At 71.2% G+C, this 18,928-nt stretch carries 18 protein-coding genes; 11 read left to right on the forward strand and 7 right to left on the reverse strand.

Features of this window, described 5'->3' with window-relative positions; genetic code table 11:
- Nucleotides 1–41: 41 nt before the first annotated feature.
- Nucleotides 42–809: a type I methionyl aminopeptidase gene (map, locus tag OIE67_RS01040; RefSeq protein ID WP_326635743.1), complete on the forward strand. Its 768-nt coding sequence runs from the start codon at nucleotides 42–44 to the stop codon at nucleotides 807–809.
- A 325-nt stretch (nucleotides 810–1,134) separates the two neighbouring features.
- Nucleotides 1,135–1,395, forward strand: coding sequence for a hypothetical protein (locus OIE67_RS01045; protein ID WP_326635745.1), 261 nt, complete (start codon nucleotides 1,135–1,137; stop codon nucleotides 1,393–1,395).
- 68 nt (nucleotides 1,396–1,463) lie between these two features.
- Here the strand turns inward: OIE67_RS01045 and OIE67_RS01050 are convergent, their stop codons facing one another.
- Entirely contained in the window at nucleotides 1,464–2,414 is a 951-nt protein-coding gene (locus tag OIE67_RS01050; RefSeq protein WP_326635747.1) for an adenosine deaminase, read from the reverse strand.
- A gap of 88 nt (nucleotides 2,415–2,502) precedes the next feature.
- On the opposite strand from OIE67_RS01050, the gene OIE67_RS01055 reads away from it, so the two are divergent.
- Nucleotides 2,503–3,645: a PucR family transcriptional regulator gene (locus OIE67_RS01055; RefSeq protein ID WP_326635749.1), complete on the forward strand. Its 1,143-nt coding sequence runs from the start codon at nucleotides 2,503–2,505 to the stop codon at nucleotides 3,643–3,645.
- Here OIE67_RS01055 and OIE67_RS01060 read toward each other — a convergent pair.
- Nucleotides 3,610–4,797 carry an amidohydrolase family protein gene (locus tag OIE67_RS01060; RefSeq protein ID WP_326635751.1) on the reverse strand — a complete coding sequence of 396 codons (1,188 nt, stop codon included), beginning with the start codon at nucleotides 4,795–4,797 and terminating at the stop codon, nucleotides 3,610–3,612. The genes OIE67_RS01055 and OIE67_RS01060 overlap by 36 nt on opposite strands.
- Before the next feature lie 217 nt (nucleotides 4,798–5,014).
- On the opposite strand from OIE67_RS01060, the gene OIE67_RS01065 reads away from it, so the two are divergent.
- The 4 genes from OIE67_RS01065 to OIE67_RS01080 are packed head-to-tail and all read left to right on the forward strand — an operon-like array spanning nucleotide 5,015 to nucleotide 8,335.
- Entirely contained in the window at nucleotides 5,015–6,064 is a 1,050-nt protein-coding gene (locus tag OIE67_RS01065) for an ABC transporter substrate-binding protein (RefSeq protein WP_106249346.1), read from the forward strand.
- Nucleotides 6,061–6,813, forward strand: coding sequence for an ABC transporter ATP-binding protein (locus OIE67_RS01070; protein WP_106249344.1), 753 nt, complete (start codon nucleotides 6,061–6,063; stop codon nucleotides 6,811–6,813). Before OIE67_RS01065 ends, OIE67_RS01070 begins: the two co-directional genes overlap by 4 nt.
- A complete protein-coding gene (locus tag OIE67_RS01075; RefSeq protein ID WP_326635757.1) occupies nucleotides 6,810–7,559 on the forward strand; it encodes an ABC transporter permease in 750 nt (249 codons plus the stop codon). The genes OIE67_RS01070 and OIE67_RS01075 overlap by 4 nt, the downstream gene beginning before the upstream one ends.
- The gene (locus OIE67_RS01080; RefSeq protein ID WP_326635759.1) at nucleotides 7,556–8,335 is read left to right on the forward strand and encodes an ABC transporter permease; all 780 of its coding nucleotides are present in this window, start codon (nucleotides 7,556–7,558) and stop codon (nucleotides 8,333–8,335) included. The genes OIE67_RS01075 and OIE67_RS01080 overlap by 4 nt, the downstream gene beginning before the upstream one ends.
- Nucleotides 8,336–8,562: 227 nt before the next feature.
- On the opposite strand, the gene OIE67_RS01085 is transcribed toward OIE67_RS01080, so the two are convergent.
- Nucleotides 8,563–9,375, reverse strand: coding sequence for a CAP domain-containing protein (locus tag OIE67_RS01085; RefSeq protein WP_326635761.1), 813 nt, complete (start codon nucleotides 9,373–9,375; stop codon nucleotides 8,563–8,565).
- Between the two features lie 242 nt (nucleotides 9,376–9,617).
- On the opposite strand from OIE67_RS01085, the gene OIE67_RS01090 reads away from it, so the two are divergent.
- The gene (locus tag OIE67_RS01090) at nucleotides 9,618–10,391 is read left to right on the forward strand and encodes a class I SAM-dependent methyltransferase (protein ID WP_326635763.1); all 774 of its coding nucleotides are present in this window, start codon (nucleotides 9,618–9,620) and stop codon (nucleotides 10,389–10,391) included.
- A 59-nt stretch (nucleotides 10,392–10,450) separates the two neighbouring features.
- Here the strand turns inward: OIE67_RS01090 and dacB are convergent, their stop codons facing one another.
- Nucleotides 10,451–11,995 (reverse strand): D-alanyl-D-alanine carboxypeptidase/D-alanyl-D-alanine endopeptidase, encoded by a 1,545-nt coding sequence (gene dacB / locus OIE67_RS01095; RefSeq protein ID WP_326635765.1) that lies wholly within the window; start codon nucleotides 11,993–11,995, stop codon nucleotides 10,451–10,453.
- 98 nt (nucleotides 11,996–12,093) lie between these two features.
- On the reverse strand, nucleotides 12,094–12,642 hold the full coding sequence (locus OIE67_RS01100; RefSeq protein WP_106249333.1) for a DUF1707 and FHA domain-containing protein: 549 nt from the start codon (nucleotides 12,640–12,642) through the stop codon (nucleotides 12,094–12,096).
- 88 nt (nucleotides 12,643–12,730) lie between these two features.
- Between OIE67_RS01100 and OIE67_RS01105 the strand changes: the two genes are divergently transcribed.
- The 3 genes from OIE67_RS01105 to OIE67_RS01115 are packed head-to-tail and all read left to right on the forward strand — an operon-like array spanning nucleotide 12,731 to nucleotide 16,442.
- Entirely contained in the window at nucleotides 12,731–13,237 is a 507-nt protein-coding gene (locus OIE67_RS01105) for a PadR family transcriptional regulator (protein WP_326635768.1), read from the forward strand.
- The gene (locus tag OIE67_RS01110; RefSeq protein WP_326635770.1) at nucleotides 13,234–13,914 is read left to right on the forward strand and encodes an ABC transporter ATP-binding protein; all 681 of its coding nucleotides are present in this window, start codon (nucleotides 13,234–13,236) and stop codon (nucleotides 13,912–13,914) included. The genes OIE67_RS01105 and OIE67_RS01110 overlap by 4 nt, the downstream gene beginning before the upstream one ends.
- A complete protein-coding gene (locus OIE67_RS01115; RefSeq protein ID WP_326635772.1) occupies nucleotides 13,911–16,442 on the forward strand; it encodes an FtsX-like permease family protein in 2,532 nt (843 codons plus the stop codon). The genes OIE67_RS01110 and OIE67_RS01115 overlap by 4 nt, the downstream gene beginning before the upstream one ends.
- On the opposite strand, the gene OIE67_RS01120 is transcribed toward OIE67_RS01115, so the two are convergent.
- Together OIE67_RS01120 and OIE67_RS01125 are read right to left on the reverse strand one after the other, a co-directional pair.
- Entirely contained in the window at nucleotides 16,402–17,763 is a 1,362-nt protein-coding gene (locus OIE67_RS01120) for an MFS transporter (RefSeq protein ID WP_326635774.1), read from the reverse strand. The genes OIE67_RS01115 and OIE67_RS01120 overlap by 41 nt on opposite strands.
- A 91-nt stretch (nucleotides 17,764–17,854) precedes the next feature.
- Nucleotides 17,855–18,709, reverse strand: coding sequence for a hypothetical protein (locus OIE67_RS01125; protein WP_106249324.1), 855 nt, complete (start codon nucleotides 18,707–18,709; stop codon nucleotides 17,855–17,857).
- Nucleotides 18,710–18,928: the final 219 nt, after the last annotated feature.

The following is an 18,928-nucleotide window of genomic DNA, read 5'->3' on the forward strand; positions in this document are numbered from 1 at the left end:
CGTGATAAAAATACCGGTATAGTTATCGCTCAGGAGGAGTCATGATCGAACTGAAGTCGGCCGGCGAGATCGCCGCGATGCGCGAGGCGGGCCGGGTGGTGGCCGCCGTGCAGAGCGCGGTGCGCGACCGGGCGGACATCGGGGTCACGCTCAGGCAGCTGGACGAGGTGGCCAGGACCGTGCTCGAGGAGGCCAAGGCCGGGGCGTCGTTCCTCGGATACCACCCCTCGTTCGGCGCCACGCCGTACCCGGGTGTCATCTGCACCAGTGTGAACGGCACCATGCTGCACGGGCTGCCGACGTCGTACCGGCTGCGTGACGGAGACCTGCTCAGCGTGGACTGCGGAGCCATCGTGGACGGCTGGCACGCCGACGGCACCGTCAGTCTCACGGTCGGCCACGCCCGCGCCGAGGACCTCAAGCTGATCAGGGTCGCCGAGGAGACGCTCGCCGCGGGCATCGAGGCGGCCGTGCCCGGCGGCCGGATGGGCGACATCGGGCACGCCATGTCCACGGTCGGGCGCGGCGCCGGCTACGGCATGCAGAACGACTTCGGCGGCCACGGCATCGGCCGGTCCATGCACGAGTCGCCGTGGGTGCCCAACGAGGCCAGACCCGGCAGAGGGCTGCGGCTGCGCCCCGGGCTGGTGATCGCGATCGAGCCCAGCCTGATGGCCGGCGGCGGCGACGAGTACTACATGGCGGACGACGGCTGGTCGGTGTGCTCGGCCGACGGAAGCAGAAGCGTGCACGTCGAGCACACCGTGGCCATCACCGAGGACGGCCCCGTCGTCCTGACCCTGCCGTAGGCGGCGGTCGGGCGGGTGCCGTTCTGTGGTCATCCGGCGAGGATCGTCCGCTACGCGGAGTCACGACTAGTCTGCCCGCGATGCTCCCCTTCCAAAGCCGCGAGAGGGCGCGCGGCCCGGTCATGGAAGCCCCATGGGCGGGGCGGCTGTCCTTCAGTCGCCCGCAGGCGTGCGCCAAGCCGGGCTCTCTTCTTCACCTGTTCGGTAATGTGGCGGGTTTTCCCTGGTCAAGCCGGAAATTATCGGCGTTTGTCGAACTTGGGGGCAGGGCAGATCTTCTCCCGATAGCTACGGAGAGTAGTCGAGAGGTATCAGGGAGAATCACATGTATAAATCAGGACTCGTCCTGGCCGGTCTCGTCGGCGGGATGGTCATGTTCGGCGGCTCCGCGGTAGCTGCCACGGCCGAGTGGCCCCGGGCCAACGAAGACGCGCAGCGCACCTTCTTCTTCTGCGGCGACGAGAACATCTTCGCCCAGGGCGATGTCGACAACGGCACGAAGGGCGTCCTCGTCGTTCAGACCGGCGACATCCTGAGCCAGATCCTCGGCATCAAGAGCGAAGAGACGAAGTGCGCGATCAGCTAACGTCATTTCTCTGCAGCTGAGCAGCGTTATCCAGGGGCCCACCCGCCGGGTGGGCCCCTTCGTCGTGCTCAGCCCTCGTCAGCGCCCTCGTCAGCGCCCTCGTACGCGAACGAGGCGGCGAAGGAGTTGCGGGCGATCCGGTCGAGCTGCTCGTCGCTCATCCCCAGCTCACGCCGCAGCGCCGCGTAGTTGTCCTCCACGTAGCCGCCGAAGTAGGCCGGGTCGTCGGAGTTGACGGTGACGACCAGGCCCTCGTCCAGCATCGCGGGCAGAATGTGGTCACGCAGGGACGGCACCGCCCGCAACCGTACGTTCGACAGCGGGCACACGGTCAGCGGGATGCGCTCCTCCCGCAGCCGGGCCACGAGCTGCGGATCCTCCATCGCCCTGATGCCGTGGTCGACCCGCTCCACGCCCAGGACGTCCAGCGCCTCCCACACGTAGTCGGGACCGCCCTCCTCGCCCGCGTGCGCCACCCGGTGCAGCCCCTCCGCCGCCGCGAGGTCGAAGACCCGCCGGAAGAGCGACGGCGGATACCCCACCTCCGCCGAGTCCAGCCCCACCCCGATGAAGTGGTCACGGAACGGCAGCGCCGCCCGCAGCACCTGCTCGGCCTCCTCCGCGCCCCGGTCGCGCAGGAAGCACAGGATGAGCGCGGCCGACGCCCCCGAGTCCTTGATCGCCGCCGACAGCCCGCCGAACACCGTCTCCAGCGTCACACCCCTGCTCAGATGCGCCTGCGGATCGAAGAAGATCTCCGCGTGCCGCACCCCCTGCCCGGCGGCCCGCCGCAGGTAGGCGGCGGCCAGGTCGTAGAAGTCCTGCTCGGTGCGCAGGACGGCGAGGTGCTCGTAGTACACGTCCAGGAACGAGCGCAGGTCGGTGAAGGAGTAGCGGGAGCGGATGGCCTCCACGTCGTAGGTCGGCAGGTCGATCCGGTTCCGCCGGGCCAGCTCGACGACGAGCTCGGGCTCAAGGGTGCCCTCGATGTGCAGGTGGAGTTCCGCTTTGGGACGCATGGCAACGAGTAAACCGGACCCACGTAGTGGGAGGTATCGTGCGAACCTCTGAACTCTCACCCCTTGAGCTGGCATAACATCAGATTTCATGAGGCTGGAGGATCTGCTCGCACGCGAGGACCTGCGGCTGACGTTGGTGACCGAGGCCGGCCCGCTCGACCGGGAGATCCGCAGGGCGTACCCGACGGACCTGCCCGACCCCCGCCGCTACCTGCGCTCCGGCGATCTCGTGCTCACCAGCGGCGTCTGGTACGCCGAGCCGTCCGACTGCGAACGCTTCGCCGACGCGCTGTGGGCCAGCGACGCGGCGGGCCTGGTCGTCGGCCTGATCGTGCTCGGCGAGCTGCCGGGCGAGCTGGTCAAGGCGTGCGAACGCCGGCGGCTGCCGCTCCTCCTGGCCGCGCCCGACCAGGCGTTCGGCGCGATCACCGAGGTGGTGACCGCGGAAGGGTTCGCCGCCGAGCAGCGCAGGGCCGAACGGGTCAGGGCGCAGACGCTGCTCGACGTGCTCGGCCGGATTCCGCCGGGCGAGGTGTCGGCGCACCTGAGGCTGCTCGGGGCCGACCCCGGGCTGCCCACCGCCGCCATGGCGGTCACCCTGACCGGCGGTCCCGATCTCGACCTGCCCGAGCTGCTGCACGAGGGCCTGGCCAGGAAAGGCCGGCATCTGGTCGTGGGCGGCACCCCGCACGAGGCGGTCGTGCTGGTCAACGGCCGCGCCTCGCGCAAGAGCCTGGCCGACGAGCTGCGCGGCCTGGTCGCCGGGCGGCAGGGGACGAGCATCGCCGCCGGGATCAGCGAGATGGCGGCCAGCGTGTCACAGCTCGGCGAGGCGCTGGAGACGGCCAGGCGCGGCATGGAGTCGGCCAGGACCGGGCCGGGCCCCGTGTCGATCATGTCGCTGGCCGACATCGACAGCTTCGACCTGCTGCTGGCCTCGCTGCCCGCCGCCACCCGCCGTTCCTTCCGCGACCACCTGCTCGGGCCGGTCGAGGAGTACGACGCCCGGCACGGCTCCGAGCTGCTGCGCACGCTGGACATCTTCCTGGAGACGTGCGGATCCTGGCAGCGCACCGCCGACGAGCTGTACGTGCACGTCAACACCCTGCGCTACCGGATGCAGCGGATCGAGGAGCTGACCGGCCGGCGGATGACGTCGATGCGCGACCGTACGGACCTGTATCTGGCGCTGCGCTCAGGGCAGCCGGCCCGCGACGAGCCGGCCACGTGAGACCACGGCCACGATGTTCTCCGTGGCCAGGTCCTCGATCCGCTCCCAGGGGCGGCCGCGCAGCACGATCAGGTCGGCGCCCAGGCCGGGCGCCAGGCGGCCGACCGGCATGCCGATCGCGTCGGCGGCGTCGGAGGTGGCCGCGCGCAGCGCCGAATCGGCGTCCAGGCCGAGGACGCGCGTCATGTGGACGACCTCGGCGAGCTGGTCGCCGAACCGCACGTGGTGGCCGTTGGCGTCGGTGCCGAGCACGAACCGCACGCCCAGCGCCGCGGCCTGGGCCAGCAGCACGTTGCGGGTGGCGACCAGCTCGGCGGCCTTGTCCATCGCCTCGCGGGTGACCGGCACCCGGCCCTCGGCGATGGCCTCGTTGATGAGCAGCGTGGGGGCCACGGGAGTGCGCCGGGCGGCCAGCGTCTCGGCCAGGTCGCGGCTCATGAGCGTGCCGTGCTCGATGGAGTCGACGCCCTCCTCGGCGGCCACCCGGATGCCGTCCTCGGAGTGGGCGTGGGAGGCGACCCGCATGCCGAGGGCGTGGGCCTCGTCCACGACGGCCCTGATCTCGTCGCGCGTGTAGTTGCGCCAGACGTTCCTGTCGCCGATCGACAGGACGCCGCCGCTGGTGGTGAGCTTGATGCCGTCCATGCCGGCCCTGGCCCAGGTGCGGACGAGCTTGCGGCACTCGTCGGGCCCGTCGGCGGTCGGCTTGCGCAGCGGCAGCGGCACGGCGGGCGGCACGAACAGGTCGTTGTGCCCGGCGGTCATCCCCACCACGCCGTGCACCTGGATGCGCGGCCCCGCGAGGATCCCGGCGTCGAAGGCCCGGCGCAGCGCGATCTGGGCCTCGTCGCCGGCCAGGTCGCGCAGCGTCGTCACGCCGTGCCGCATGGCCCGCTGGGCGTGGGCGGCGCCGTGCAGCACCTGCTCGTCGCGGGTGGTGGTGAGCGGCCAGGTCGCGAAGTCGGGCGGCTCGCCGGCGCCGGCGTAACCGACCAGGTGGACGTGCGTGTCGACCAGGCCGGGCAGCACGCACAGGTCGTCGTGGCGCTGCGCCGCCGGGCTGAGGTCCGTGATCCGGTCGGGCTCCCAGGCCAGATCGACCGGGCCCCGGTATTCGGTACCGTCCCAAAGGGGGATTCCGTCGAGTCTCATCTCAAGGCCCGACGCTACCCGAGCCCCTGGGCCGCTGGAGGGATCTACGGTCCTGACGCCGCCCTCTCGTAGGGACCTACAGGGCTCGCCAGCGCTTTTCCCGGCTTCTCCGTCTCCCGCCCTCGGATCGCCCCGTTGTCCGAAATGACCGTCACACGATGGTAATAATCGAGAGATACCTTCCTGACCTGCACGTCTAGGCCGTTCAAGGAGAATTATGGCTATCCTCGACCGTCGCGCGTTCCTGCGGACAACCGGTCTGGCCGGTCTGGCGCTCGGTCTGGCCGCCTGCGGCGACGACGGCGGCACGACGGGCTCCGCGAGCGGCGGCGGCTTCGGGGCGGTCAAGCTGCAGCTCTCCTGGAAGAAGAACGTCGAGTTCGCCGGCGAGTACTTCGCCGACACCAACGGCCACTTCAAGAACGCCGGATTCACCCAGGTCGAGCTGCTGTCCGGCGGCGGCTCCGGCACCTCGGTCGAGTCGGGCCTGGCCACCGGCCGCTGCTGGGCGGGCCTGTCGGCCCCCACCATCACCGCCCCCGCCGTGCTCCAGGGCGCCCAGCTGAAGATCGTCGGCGCGACGTTCCAGAAGAACCCGTTCGCCATCGTCTCCCTGAACAAGAACCCGATCAAGGAGGCCAAGGACCTGGCCGGCAAGAAGATCGGCGTGCAGGACTCCAACGAGCTGGTCTGGAACGCGCTGCTCAAGGCCAACGGCCTCGACGCCTCCAGCGTGACCAGGGTGCCGTTCCAGTCCGACCCGTCGATGCTCACCTCAGGGCAGCTCGACGGGTACGTGGGCTTCGTCACCAGCGGCCCGGTCAACCTGCGCATGCAGGGGCACGACCCGGCGTACCTGCTGCTCGCCGACGCCGGGCTGCCGCTGGTCGCCGAGACGTTCACGGTCACGCAGGAGACCATCGACAACGAGCGCGACAAGCTCAAGGCGTTCCTCACCGCCGAGATCAAGGGCTGGAAGGACGCCGTCGCCGACCCGGCCAAGTCCGCCGAGCTGGCCGCCACCGTCTACGGCAAGGACCAGAACCTCGACGTCAAGGAGCAGACGGAGGAGGCGAAGATGCAGAACGAGCTCGTCGTCACCCCCGACGCCAAGGCCAACGGCCTGTTCACGATGACGCCCGAGCTGATCGGGCAGAACATCGAGTCGCTGGCCAAGGCGGGCCTGAACATCAAGGCCGAGCAGCTGTTCGACCTGTCGATCCTGAACGAGATCTACCAGGCCGACCCGAGCCTGAAGCCGGCATGAGCGGCATCAGCGTCGCCGGGCTGAGCAAGACCTTCGGCAAGGGCGTGACCGCCGTCGAGGGTGTGGACCTGCGCACGCCGAAGGGCTCGTTCCTGTCGCTGCTCGGCCCGTCCGGCTGTGGCAAGTCCACCGTGCTGCGCATCCTGGCCGGCCTGGAGGAGCCCACCGCGGGCGAGGTCTCGGTGAACGGCGAGACGCCCCAGGAGCTGCGCAGAAGCCACCACCTCGGCATCGCCTTCCAGGACTCGGCGCTGCTCGCCTGGCGCAGCGTCGCGGCCAACATCCGGCTGCCGCTGGAGGTGGCGGGGATCAGGCCGGAGCCCGGAGTGATCGAGGACCTGATCAAGCTGGTCGGCCTCGACGGCTTCGAGAAGGCCCGGCCCGCCGAGCTGTCCGGCGGCATGCGCCAGCGGGTCTCGATCGCCCGCGCCCTCGTGGTCAGGCCCAGCGTGCTGCTGCTGGACGAGCCGTTCGGCGCCCTGGACGACATGACCCGCCAGCGGCTCAACCTGGAGCTGCTGCGCATCTGGACCGAGAAGCCGGCCACCACCCTTATGGTCACCCACGGCATCGGCGAGGCGATCTTCCTGTCGGACGTGGTGGCCGTCATGAGCGCGCGGCCGGGGCGGGTGATCGAGATGGTGGAGATCGACCTGCCGCGCCCGCGTACGCCGGAGATGATGCGTACGCCCGAGTTCCACGCCATCCACGACCACCTCAGCGACCTGCTGTTCGGGCACGGCGCATGAGACGGGTCCAGGGACTGATCGGGGTCGTCGCCCTCGTCGCGCTCTGGTGGCTGCTGGCGGCGACGGTGTTCGCCGAGGGCGGCGCGGTGCCCACCCCCGCCGCGGTGCTCGCGTCCATGGGCCGCGACGGCTGGTCCTTCTACGGCCCGAACGCCTCCGCCACCCTGACCGCGGCCGTCCAGGGCTTCCTGTGGGGCAACGGCCTGGCCATCGGGGTGGCGCTGCTGGTGCTGCTCGTCCCCAGGCTGGAGGCCGTCGCCACGCAGCTCGCGGTGATCAGCTACTGCGTTCCGCTGCTGGCCATCGGGCCGATCGTGCTGGTGGTCTTCGGCGGCGAGGCGACCGTGGTGTTCCTCGCGGCCATCTCCGTCTTCTTCACCACCCTCATCGGCGCCCTGCTCGGCCTGCGCTCCGCCGACCGGGCGAGCCTCGACCTCGTCACCGTGTACGGCGGCGGACGCCTGGCGCGGCTGCGTTACGTACAGATCATCTCCGCCTTGCCCGGCACGTTCGCCGGGCTGAAGATCTCCGCGCCGTCCGCGCTGCTCGGCGCCATCATCGGCGAGTACCTGGGCAGCAACGACCAGGGGCTCGGCGTGTCGCTGATGATCTCCCAGCAGCAGTTCCAGGTGCCGCGCACCTGGGGGCTGGCGCTCGTGGCCGGCCTGATCGCGGGGCTCGGCTACGCGCTCGTGGCGCTCGTCGCCCGCGTGGTCACCCCCTGGTCGAGAGGGGAGTCGCGGTGATCGGCCGGATCGTGCTGCGGATCGTGGGGCCGCTCGCGCCCTCTGTCGTCATCGTCGTGGCGGCCTGGTGGCTGGCTCTGGAGGCGTTCGGGATCAGCCCGCTGGTGGGCAAGCGCCCGCCGCAGGTCTGGGAGTACCTGACGTCGTCGGCGGCCCACCGCGAGGCCGTGTTCGGCGCGCTGGGCATCACGGTCAGGGACGCCGCCGTCGGCTTCGCCTCGGGGATGATCGCCGCGACCGTTGTCGCCGTCACGTTCGTGCTGTTCAGGACCGTCGAGCAGACGTTCATGCCGGTCGCGATGCTGCTGCGCTCGGTGCCGCTCGTCGTCATGACGCCGCTGATCACGCTGATCTTCGGCCGCGACCTCGTGGGCGTCGCCGTCATCGGCGGCATCGTGGTCTTCTTCCCCGCACTGGTGAACGTCGCCTTCGGGCTGAGATCGGCCTCGCCGCAGGCCACCGACCTGATCATGGCGTACGGCGGCACCCGGCTGACCGTGCTGCGCAAGGTGGCGGTGCCGACCGCGATGCCCTCGGTGTTCGCCTCGGCCCGGATCTGCGTGCCCGCCTCGATCATCGGCGCGCTCATCGCCGAGTGGCTGGCCACCGGGCAGGGCATCGGGGCCGAGATCCTGCGCGCGATCGGCGGGTTCCGTTACGACGAGGTGTGGGCGGACATCGTGGTGGTCACGGGGGTGTCCATCCTGGCGTACGCGGTCGTCGGCGTCGTCGAGGCGCTCGTCCTGGCCCGCTTCTCGGACCGGCCGCCCGAGTAGCCGGCGCATGGACGGCGCGGGCGGCGTGCGGCGGCCCGCGCATGGACGGGCGTGCGGGTGGCCGGGTGTGCGGGTGGCTGGGTGTGCGGACCCGGCCGCGGTCCTGTGTGCGGGGGGGAGGCGCGGCCGGGTCCGCCCGGAAGGGGAGCGCGTGGGCGTGCGGTGGGGAACCGGCTCGGGTGTGGCCGGTGTGAGCCCGACGCTCCCTTGGTCCAGGGAGAGATGCCCTAACGGGCGGCGAAGTCCTGCGTCCAGGTGGGGCCCTGGCCGGCGTGTCCGACGCCGATGTGGGTGAAGGAGCAGTTCATGATGTTGGCCCGGTGTCCCGGGCTGTCGAGCCAGGCCCTGACCACGGTGGCGGCGCTCGGCTGGCCCTTGGCGATGTTCTCGCCGGCCAGGCGGAAGGCGAAGCCCTCGGCCTTGATCCGCCGGTCGAACGTGCGGCCGTCGCGCGACTCGTGCGAGAAGTAGTTGTTGCGCGCCATGTCCGCCGAGTGCCGCTCGGCGGCGCGGTGCAGCTTGGCGTCATGGGTGAGGGGACGGCAGCCGTTCCTGGCCCTGGCCTGGTTGGTGAGCGTGACGACGGCCGTCTCGGCGGCGGAGGCGAAGCCGCTGGAGCGGGAGTTGGAGGCCGCGCGCCCGCACGCCAGCGCCGGCGCGCGGGAGGTGTTCGTCCGGCCCTGGGAGTCGAGCGCGACCATGTAGTAGCGGCGCGGCGTGCTGCCGCACCGGACGTTGGCGGTGATCCGGCCGTTGCCGATGACCTTGGAGCCGCTCTTGACGACCCGGTCGGGACCCGCCGCCGAGACCTTGATGCGCACCCGCAGCCGGGCCTGGTCGGCGCAGCCCGTCCGGGCGACGGTGCCGCGCACCCTGCCCTTGGAGACGAACGGCTTGAGCGCGAGCACCCGGCACGCCTGCTGCGTGTCCTGCCGGGCGATCTGCTGGGTGTTCCGGTCGCTGGAGGCCGCGGCCGGCGAGGGGATGCTCAATGCCGCCAGACTTCCGAGGCAGGCGATCGCCTGGAGCTGTCTGCGCATTTCAGTCCTCCGGTCGGGGGCTCGACACTGCGTCGAACCGCATTCTGGTCCCCTCAAGTCGGCTTTGTACGGAAATTCCGCGCCATACCTGGAGTTCCAGGTAGCCGAATCGTAATACGCCCCTGATGGAAGTCGGTAAACCAGAGCGGACCTCCGCGCGTCGGGGCCGTGAACTCACGTGGGCCGGCCGCGCAGGATCGGCTTGGGCCGTGAGCGCTCGATGATCGGGCTGTTGGTCCAGAATGGCCCGCATGCCTACGACGCCCGAAGATCAGATCGAGACCGCGAACCCCGGCCCGCTCAACGACTACGACACCATTGCCGAGGGGTACTCGACCGAGAACGCGAACAGCCTCGTCAACGCGTACTACGAGCGCCCGGCGATGCTGGAGCTGGCCGGTGACGTGGCCGGCCGGCGGATCCTCGACGCGGGCTGCGGCTCGGGTCCGCTGTTCGCCGAGCTACGCGATCGGGGCGCCGTCGTGACCGGGATCGACGCGAGCGCCGGGATGCTGGAGCTGGCCAGGAAGCGGCTGGGCCCGGACGCGGACCTGCGGGTCGCCGACCTGGCCGCCCCGCTGCCCTTCCCCGACGACACGTTCGACGACGTCACCGCGTCCCTGGTGCTGCACTATCTGAAGGACTGGGGACCGGCGCTGGCCGAGCTGCGACGCGTGCTGAAGCCGGGCGGCCGGCTGCTCGTCTCGGTCGACCATCCCTTCGTGTTCACTCTCTTCGCCGCCATGGCGGGGGAGAAGCGGCCGAAGTACTTCGAGGTCCGCAACCGGGTCGAAGAGTGGACCATGGGCGGGCAGAACGCGCGGATGAGCTTCTGGGACCGGCCGCTGCATGCGATGACCGAGGCCTTCACCGCGGCCGGCTTCCGCATCAGCGTCATCAGCGAGCCGCCGTTCGTGCCGGAGGCCCGTGAGCTGTTCCCCGAGGAGTTCCGCGAGATCGACCCCTCCCGCACGCGGTTCCTCAGCTTCCTGTTCTTCGTGCTCGAAGCCGGCTGATCAATGGACTGGGCGCTTCAGCCCGGCTGAAGCGCCCAGTCGCTCATCGCTGTCTCACCTCAGCACTGGACCGGCTTGAGCCACGAGCACTCCAGGTCGCCCGCCGGGCCCGCGTCCGTGGCGCGCAGCTGCGCGGTCTCGCCCGCGGCCGCCGTCCTGGAGAACTGGGCGAGCCTGACGGCGATCTTGTCCTCGATGTCCTTCGGGGAGCCGGACAGGTACTGGTTGAGCATGATCGAGAAGATCAGCGGTTCGCCGTCGGCGCTGGTGACGTAGCCGGACAGCGAGGTGACACCGGTCAGCGAGCCGGTCTTGGCGTGTACGTTGTCCGCCGCCGGCGTGCCGCCCATCCGGCTGCGCAGGGTGCCGCCGGTGAACCGGTCGGCGTTGCCGGCGATGGGCAGGGCCTCGTACCAGGTGGAGAACCACGGCTTGGCGCGTACGGCCGACAGGAGCTGCACGATCGAGCCCGGCGAGAAGCCGTCGCGGCGCGACAGCCCCGAGCCGTCCCGCATGTTGATCACCTGCACGCCGTTCGCCTTGGCGAAGTCGGTGCTGACCTTGAGCCCGGCCGACCACGTGCCCTGGCCGGACACCTTGCGGCCCATGGCCTTGGTGAGGATCTCCGCGTGGATGTTGTTGCTCAGCTTCAGGAACGGCACCAGCAGCTCGCCCAGCGTCATCGACTGGTGCTCGGCCAGCTTATTGGCGTTCGCCGGAGCCGCGGCGGTCTCGGTCGAGCCGAGCACCTTCACGCCATGCTTGCCCAGCGCCTTGCGGAACAGCGAGGCCGCGTACGCGGTGGGGTCGTCCACGGCCACCCACTCCTGGTACGGGTCGGCGACCGTGCCGGTGATGACCACCGTGCGCGTGCCGTGCTGCCGCTCGATGAGCACGTCGGTCTCGGCGCCGGCCGTGGCCTTGTTCACGATCTTCAGGTAGTCGGTCGCGGGCGTGGTGGTCACCTTGACCTTGCCGTTCTCGGCTGCCACCCCCACGATCACCGAGCCGGCGTCGTAGTCGCGGTCGGGCGAGGCGGTCAGCGCCGAGATCGGCGCCGCGTAGTACGCGGTCTCGTCGTCCCAGGCCCAGTCGTTGCCGAGCCGCCGGTCGTCGAACCAGGTGTCGTCGGCCACCAGCTTGCCGGTGACGACCTTGATGCCGGCCTTGGCGACGTCGGCGGCCAGCGCGTCGTAGTCCTCGGCCAGCATGGTCGGGTCGCCGGTGCCCCGCAGCACCAGGTCGCCGGCCAGCACCGAGCCCGCCTTGCGGCCGGTGTTCAGCACGGTGGTGGGGAAGCGGTAGTCGAGGCCGAGGGTCTCGACCGCCGCCGCCGAGGTGAACAGCTTGGTGTTGGAGGCGGGGATCAGCTGCTTGCCGGCGTCGGTGGCGTACAGCTCCTCGCCGGTCTGAGCGCTCTTGACCACGACGCCGGCTCTGGCGATGGTGAGCCGCGAGTCGCTGAGGATCTGGTTGATGTCCTGGGTCAGGTCCGCCGCGCCCACGGAGGGGTCGAGCGCCACGGCGGGGGAGGAAGGTCCTGACGCCCACGCGAGGGCCGCGACGAGCGCGCCCGCGACGAGGGATGCTGAGGTGCGCCGCATGGGGTCTCCAAGTGACTGGGGGATCGCCTGGAAGCATGGATCACCACAGTCACCCTGTAATCCGCAAATATCCGTATTTGTGGCACCAACTGGCAAGATCAGGACGGCTGGTGTGAGGTCACCATGAACCCGCAGTCGCCGAACGAGATCTCATCGCCCGACTTCACCCGCGCCGGCCCCATCAGCCGCCACCCGTTGAGCCGGGTGCCGTTGAGCGAGCCGAGATCGACCAGCAGCCACGCCCCGTCGCCTTCCCGGCGCAGCTCGGCGTGGACGCGGGAGACCGTCAGGTCCGACAGGACGAGATCGCAGGCCGACCCCCGGCCCACCACGTAACGCAGCCGATCGTCGTCGGGCAGGGCCAGGCGCGGCAGGCGCGGACGCCGCCACGCGGACTGCACCCGGGTGGTGAACTCCGACACCGAGGAGACGGCGTCGGTCAGCCGCTGCCGGAACGTGGGCCGCCGCGGCAGGTCGGCCACCAGTTCGTCGAGCTCGCGCTGGTTCTGCGCGCGCAACGCCTGGTCGACCCGGCCCACGAAGGTGTCGTGGGAGATGCGGCCCTCCACGGCGCGGTCTCTGAGCTCGTCGATCGCACGGTCACGCTCTCCATCTGAGGCGCGAAAAGGCGGATGCGTGGAGCTCATGTAGCGAGTATCGGCCTGAACCTCGCTTCGTGTCCAGAATACGCGGATCACTTGCGATGGACATACTCCGTATGCATACTCAGTATCCATGTCGATCAGACACGGACTGCTGGCGCTGCTGCACGGCGGAGCCCGCTACGGCTATCAGCTGCGGGTGGAGTTCGAGGCGTCCACAGGGGCGGCCTGGCCGCTCAACATCGGCCAGGTCTACACGACGCTCGCCCGCCTGGAGCGTGACGGGCTGGTCGCACCCGGCGGCGAGGACGACCAGGGCCGCGCGGTCTACACGATCACCGAGGCCGGCCGGGAGGAGCTGGAGCACTGGTTCGGCACCCCCGTCGCCCAGACCGACCGGCCGAGGGACGAGCTGGCCATCAAGATCGCGATGGCGGTGTCCGCCGGCGTCGACGTCGCCGAGGTCGTCCAGACCCAGCGCGTGGCCACCATGCGCGCGTTGCAGCAGCTCACGAAGGACAAACGCGAGGCCGATGGGCTCGCGCAGCGGCTCGTGCTCGACTCGTTGATCTTCAAGGCCGAGGCGGAACAGCGCTGGCTGGACCACTGCGAGGCCGTGTCCAAGGAGAAGAACCGATGACTGTGGTGGAGTTGCGGGAGGTGACCCGCGAGCATGGCAGGGTGCAAGCCCTGCGCGGGGTGAGCCTGGAGGTCGCGGCCGGTGAGCTGGTCGCGGTCATGGGCCCGTCGGGCTCGGGCAAGTCCACGCTGCTCAACCTGGCGGGCGGCCTCGACCGGCCGACCTCGGGCGGCGTGACGATCGAGGGCAGGGACCTGGCGAAGGTGAAGGACCTGGCCGCGATCCGGCGTACCAGCGTCGGTTACGTCTTCCAGGACCTCAACCTGATCCCGTCGCTGACGGCCGCCGAGAACGTGATGCTGCCCAGGGAGCTCGACGGCGTCAGATCGGGCCGCGCCCGCGCCGAGGCGTTGGAGGCGCTGGCCGAGGTGGGCGCGGAGGAGGTCGCCGGCCGCTTCCCCGAGGAGCTGTCCGGCGGGCAGCGCCAGCGCGTGGCCATCGCCAGGGCGCTGACGGGCGAGCGCCGGCTGCTGCTGGCCGACGAGCCGACCGGCGCGCTGGACACGGCCACGGGCGATGAGATCCTGCAGTTGCTGCGCACGCGCGCCGACGCGGGCGCGGCGGTGCTGCTCGTCACCCACGAGCCCCGCTACGCCGCCTGGGCGGACCGGGTGATCTACCTGCGCGACGGCCGCATCGCCGAGGCGAACGCGGTACGGCTGGAGAGCGCCAGGTGAGCGCGTTCCGCGCCGCACTGCGCATCTCCCGCAGGGACGCCGCCCGCGCCAAGGGCCGCAGCGCGCTGATCATGGTCATGATCGGCCTGCCGGTCCTGCTCATCACCGGGCTGCTCACGCTGTCGCAGACGACGGACCTGTCCGCGCGCGACAAGCTGCCCTCCCGGCTGGGCTCGGTCGCCGACGCGGCCGTGTACGCGCACCTGCGCAGGACACACATCACCCAGGATCCGGCCGGCAGGTTCGGCGACCAGCCGCAGACGGGAGCACGACCACCTGGCTGGACCACCGCCGAGGTCACCGCGCTGACCGGCGGCCGGCTGTTGCCCTTCCACCAGTACACGACCGAGGCCCGCCTGCCGGCCGGCTTCGGCCGGGTGGACCTGCTGGAGATCGACCTGCGCGACCCGCTCGGCACCGGCGTCAGGCCGCTCGTGCGCGGCCGCCACCCCGCGACGCCGCAGGAGATCGCCGTCACGCCCGCGCTGCTCGACGCGGGCGTCACCGTCGGGAGCACGCTCCAGGTGACCAGGAGTGGCGAGCCGAAGCGCGTCGTGGGCGTCGTCGAGCACCCGAACCGCCCGGGCATCAGCGAGGTCGTCGCCCTGTACGACTCCGTACGGCCGCCCGAGGGAACCTGGCGCGGCCCCGGCTGGCTGGCCGACACCCCGGCCCCCGTCACCTGGCAGGACGTGAAACGGCTGAACCGGGCGGGAGTGCGCGTGGCCTCCCGAGCCGTCGTCGAGAGCCCGCGCACGGACGCCTTCGACGCGGGTTCCAGCCGCCCTGACCAGCGGTTGTGGACGGCCATCGCCGTGCTGCTCGTCGTCACGCAGACGGTGCTGCTGGCCGGGCCCGCGTTCGCCGTCGGGCTGCGCCGGCGCGGCAGGGAGCTGGCCACCATCGCCGCGCAGGGTGGCTCGCCGCGTCACCTGCGCACGATCGTGCTGGCCGACGGCCTGCTCCTGGGCGGCGCCGCGGCCCTGATCGGCGCCGCACTGGGCGTCGGCGCGGGCGCGATCGCCGAGGCGGTCGCGGCCAGATACATGGACTGGACCAGCGGGCCGCCGGACATCCCGTGGTGGCAGGTGCTCGGCGTCGCCGCGCTCGGCCTGGTCAGCGCTCTGGTGGCGGCGGTGGCCCCGGCGGCCGGGGCGGCGCGGCAGAGCCCGGCCCAGGTGCTCGCCGGGCGCGCGGCGAAGGCGCGTGAGCGTGTGGGCGTTCCGGTGCTCGGGCTCGTGCTGGTGCTGCTGGGGGTGGCCATGATGTTCACCGTCGCGTCGAGGAACGACCTCGGCGTGGTGGCCTCGGCCACGGTGACGCTCTTCGGGCTGATCGCGCTGACGCCGTGGCTCGTGGCCCGTACCGGACGGCTCGCCGCCCGCATGCCGCTGCCGGCGCGGCTGTCGATCCGGGACGGCGCCCGCCATCGCGCCCGCACGGCCTCGGCGGTGGCGGCCGTCATGGCGGCCACGATGGGTGCGGTCACGGTCGGCATCGCGTACCACACGACGTACGCCGAGCGCCGCAGGGAGTCCAGGCTCGCGGCGCCCGAGGGCACCCTGATCGTCTACGGTCAGAGCGCCGACGATCAGGTCTGGTCGGAGGTGCGCGACACTATGCGTGAGCGGTTGCCCGCGGCGACCTTCGTCCCCGGGCTCGCGGCGGTGGACGACCAGGGGCGGGAGCTGGCGACCTTCCTGCGGTCACCGGCGGATGGGACCTCCTCCCCCTACTACGGATCGCCGTTCGACCTCCCGATCACCGGCGACGCCCGGCTGCTCGCCCTCCTCCAGGGGCGGCGGGACCCGTCGGCCGAGGCGGCGCTGGCGGCCGGCCGGGCCGTGGTGTTCGACCCCCGGCTGATCAGCGACGGCGCCCTGGACGTGACCGTCCAGGGAGGGGAGGACGCCGACGGGGTCCCGATCCGCATCCCGGCGGTGCGGGCCGGTGCCGCCCAGGCCGGCCAGGGCGGCGCCGTGATCCCCGCGTCGGCCCTGAAGAAGGCCGGGTTCGAGACCGCCGAGCGGAGGCTGTACGCCACGCTGCCCCAGCCCGTGCCGGATCAGCTGGAGCCGGACCTGCAGGCGCTGGCGATCGGCGCGGCGGTCGTCGTCATCGACGACGACAGCGACGAGCAGTACGCCCTCATGCTCGGAGCGCTGCTGGCCGCGGCCGTGATCCTGGTGCTCGGCGGCACCTTCGCGGCCACGGGCTTGGCCGCGGCCGACATGCGCCGCGATCTCGACATCCTGTCGGCCGTGGGCGGCCGTCCCCTGACCCGCAGGCTGGTGGTGGCGACGCAGGCCGGTTACATCGCGGGACTGGGCGCTGTCACGGGCCTGGTGGCGGGCCTGGTGACCGCCACGGCCATGACGCAGGGCCTGCGGACGGCGCGCGTGTCCGGCGGCCTGGCGATGCCGTGGCCCTTCCTGGCCGTGCTCGTGCTGGGGCTGCCCCTGCTGGCGGCGCTGATCGCCGGGGCGTTCACTCGGACGCGGCCGGCTCCGGCTCGCCGGGTGGCGTGAGGCGGTACTTCAGCGTTATCAGTACCGACGCGAAGATGATCAGCGCGGGGACCGTGGTCTGTCCGATGAGGACCGCGGTCACCGCGCTGTCCGGCTGCTCGACCGGTTTGCTCGGCTGGGACTCGACGAAGCCGCTGATCGACAGGATCACCCCGAAGATCAGCGCGCCGAACGAGCTGAACCCGCTTTCGATCGCCGTCCACAGCCCGGTCAGCACGCCGGCCCGCCGCCTGCCCGTCCTGGCCGCGTCCACCGCGATCACGTCGGCGAGCATGGAGAACTGCATGAGCTGCACGCCCGCGTACCCGACGCCCACCACCAGGATCGTGAGGTGCGCCCAGATCGGGCCGAACAGCGGCGTCGCCATGGCGGCCGTCGTTCCAGCCCCGAACAGCAGCGCCGCCACCACCATCGCGCCGCGCTTGTCGAGGCGCCTGGCCACGCGCACCCACAGCGGCATGGTCAGCAGGATCGGCCCGACCAGCACGGCGAAGAGCGTCTGCGTGGCCCCCGAGGAGCCCAGCGTGTACGTCGCGAAGTACGGCGCCGCCGCCAGCATCATGCTGACCGCCAGCATCTGGACGCAGGCCAGCACGGTCAGCCACACGAACGCCGAGTTGCCCTTGATCGCCGCGAACTGCTCCCGCCACGTGCCCCGATCCCCTTCGGGGGCGCCGGTCATGGGGGCGCGGGCGGTGCCGAAGAAGGAGCCGAGCATGGCCGCGAACAGCACGATCGCGATCGTCAGCGCCATCAGCCGGTAGCTGCCCAGCGTGCCGTCCACGCCCTCGCTGTGGGCGATGGCCGGAGCCAGCACGCCGCTGATCGCGGTGGCCGCGCCGATGAACACCATCCGCCACTGCAGCAGCGACGTGCGCTCGTGGTAGTCGTGCGTCATCTCGCCCGGCATCGCCTTGTACGGCACCTCGAACAGCGCGTACGCGGTCGCCGTGGCCAGGAAGCAGAGCCCGACGTAGAGCGCGGCCGGCACCCCGGTCAGCGGCGGCCCGGCGAAGACCAGGAAGAACGCGATCGGCAGCGTGCACGCCCCGGCCAGCAGCCAGGGCCGGCGCGGCCCCCAGCGCGAGGTGGTCCGGTCCGACCAGCGCCCGACCAGCGGGTTGATGATCAGGTCCCAGACCTTGGGCGCGGTGACGACCACGCCGGCCAGCCACGCGGGCACGGCCAGGAAGTTCGTCATGTAGAACAGCAGCAGCAGGCCCGGCACGGCGTTGACCGTGGCGGTGCAGAAGGAGCCCACCCCGTAACCGAGGCGCACGCCCTTCGGAACGGTGGCCGTGCCGGCCGCCGGTGTGATCATTCCCTCATTGAAGCCGAGCGGGGGCCGGTCCGGGAGGGCCCACTTTTCGCGGACCCGCCCGTTCGGTCCGACCCGCTCGGCCCGAGCCCGTTCAGTCGGACACGTTGGCGCAGACCACGTGCGCGCCGATCTCGATCATCCGCTGCTCGCTGCGCGAGTCGGCCACCCTGGCCATGAGGATCGGCGCACCGGACGCGGCGAACTGCGGCAGCCGGGCGCGTACCAGGCGGTGCAGGTCGCGTACGACGTCCTCGGCCGCCGACATGTGCACCTTCACGTGCAGCATGATTCCCGGCGCCCCGGACGCCGTGCGGGCCTCCGAGATCCAGACGTGGTGCACCAGCGGGAAGTCCATGAGCAGGTACCCGATCGCCTTCCGCAGCGCGGGCAGGATCGGATGCGTGCACCGCCGATATCCCGGGTCCACCTGCTGCATCGGCCCCGACAGGTGCGGCCGGGGCGCGGGCACCCAGGGCAGCGTGGGGGCGTGCGGCGTCGGCGGGGCCACCTGGGCCAGCGCGGCACCGCGCGACACGGTGGCCATGGCGCCCGTCGCGTAGGCGGCCGGCACGGCCCCCGACAGGACGGGCGTCGGTCCCGTGCGCGTCGTGGTGATGAAGCGCTGGAGGTCGTCGATGGGCACGGCCGCGGCGGCTGGTCCGGCCGCGTCGATGACGATCTCGCGCACTCCGGTGACGCGCTGGATGTCCAGGATGGTGTCGGCGTCGCACGCCGAGAGGGAATGGCTGCCGCGGTGCCTGGCATAGGTAGCGGCGCTGGTGTATCCGAGCAGCACTCGGTCACCCGCCTGCGTCGTCCCCAGGACGACGGAACGATCTGGTCGCACTGCCACCAGGACTCCACCGTCGGCAAGAGCGCCCAGCAGGCGATGCGGAGCGCCATGCTGGGCGAGCACGTCGGCAAGCGCAGGATTCCCGATGCTCATATGACGAACCATAGGTAGTCGGCCACGGCTTATCAGGCTAATGGCCAATAAATCCCCCGATCAAGACAAAGATGCATTCAGAGTGGATGAGTTTGCCGAGCGGTGGGTACGCCGGTCCCCGTCTCACATGGTGGGTCCCTCGTGAACGCGTTCACAAGCGGCGGTTAGACTCTGTGGGACCGCCGGGGGGATCCATGGACGTGAACCCTCCCAAGCCGC

Origin of the sequence: Nonomuraea fuscirosea (assembly GCF_035917475.1) — a bacterium.
GTDB lineage: Bacteria > Actinomycetota > Actinomycetes > Streptosporangiales > Streptosporangiaceae > Nonomuraea > Nonomuraea fuscirosea.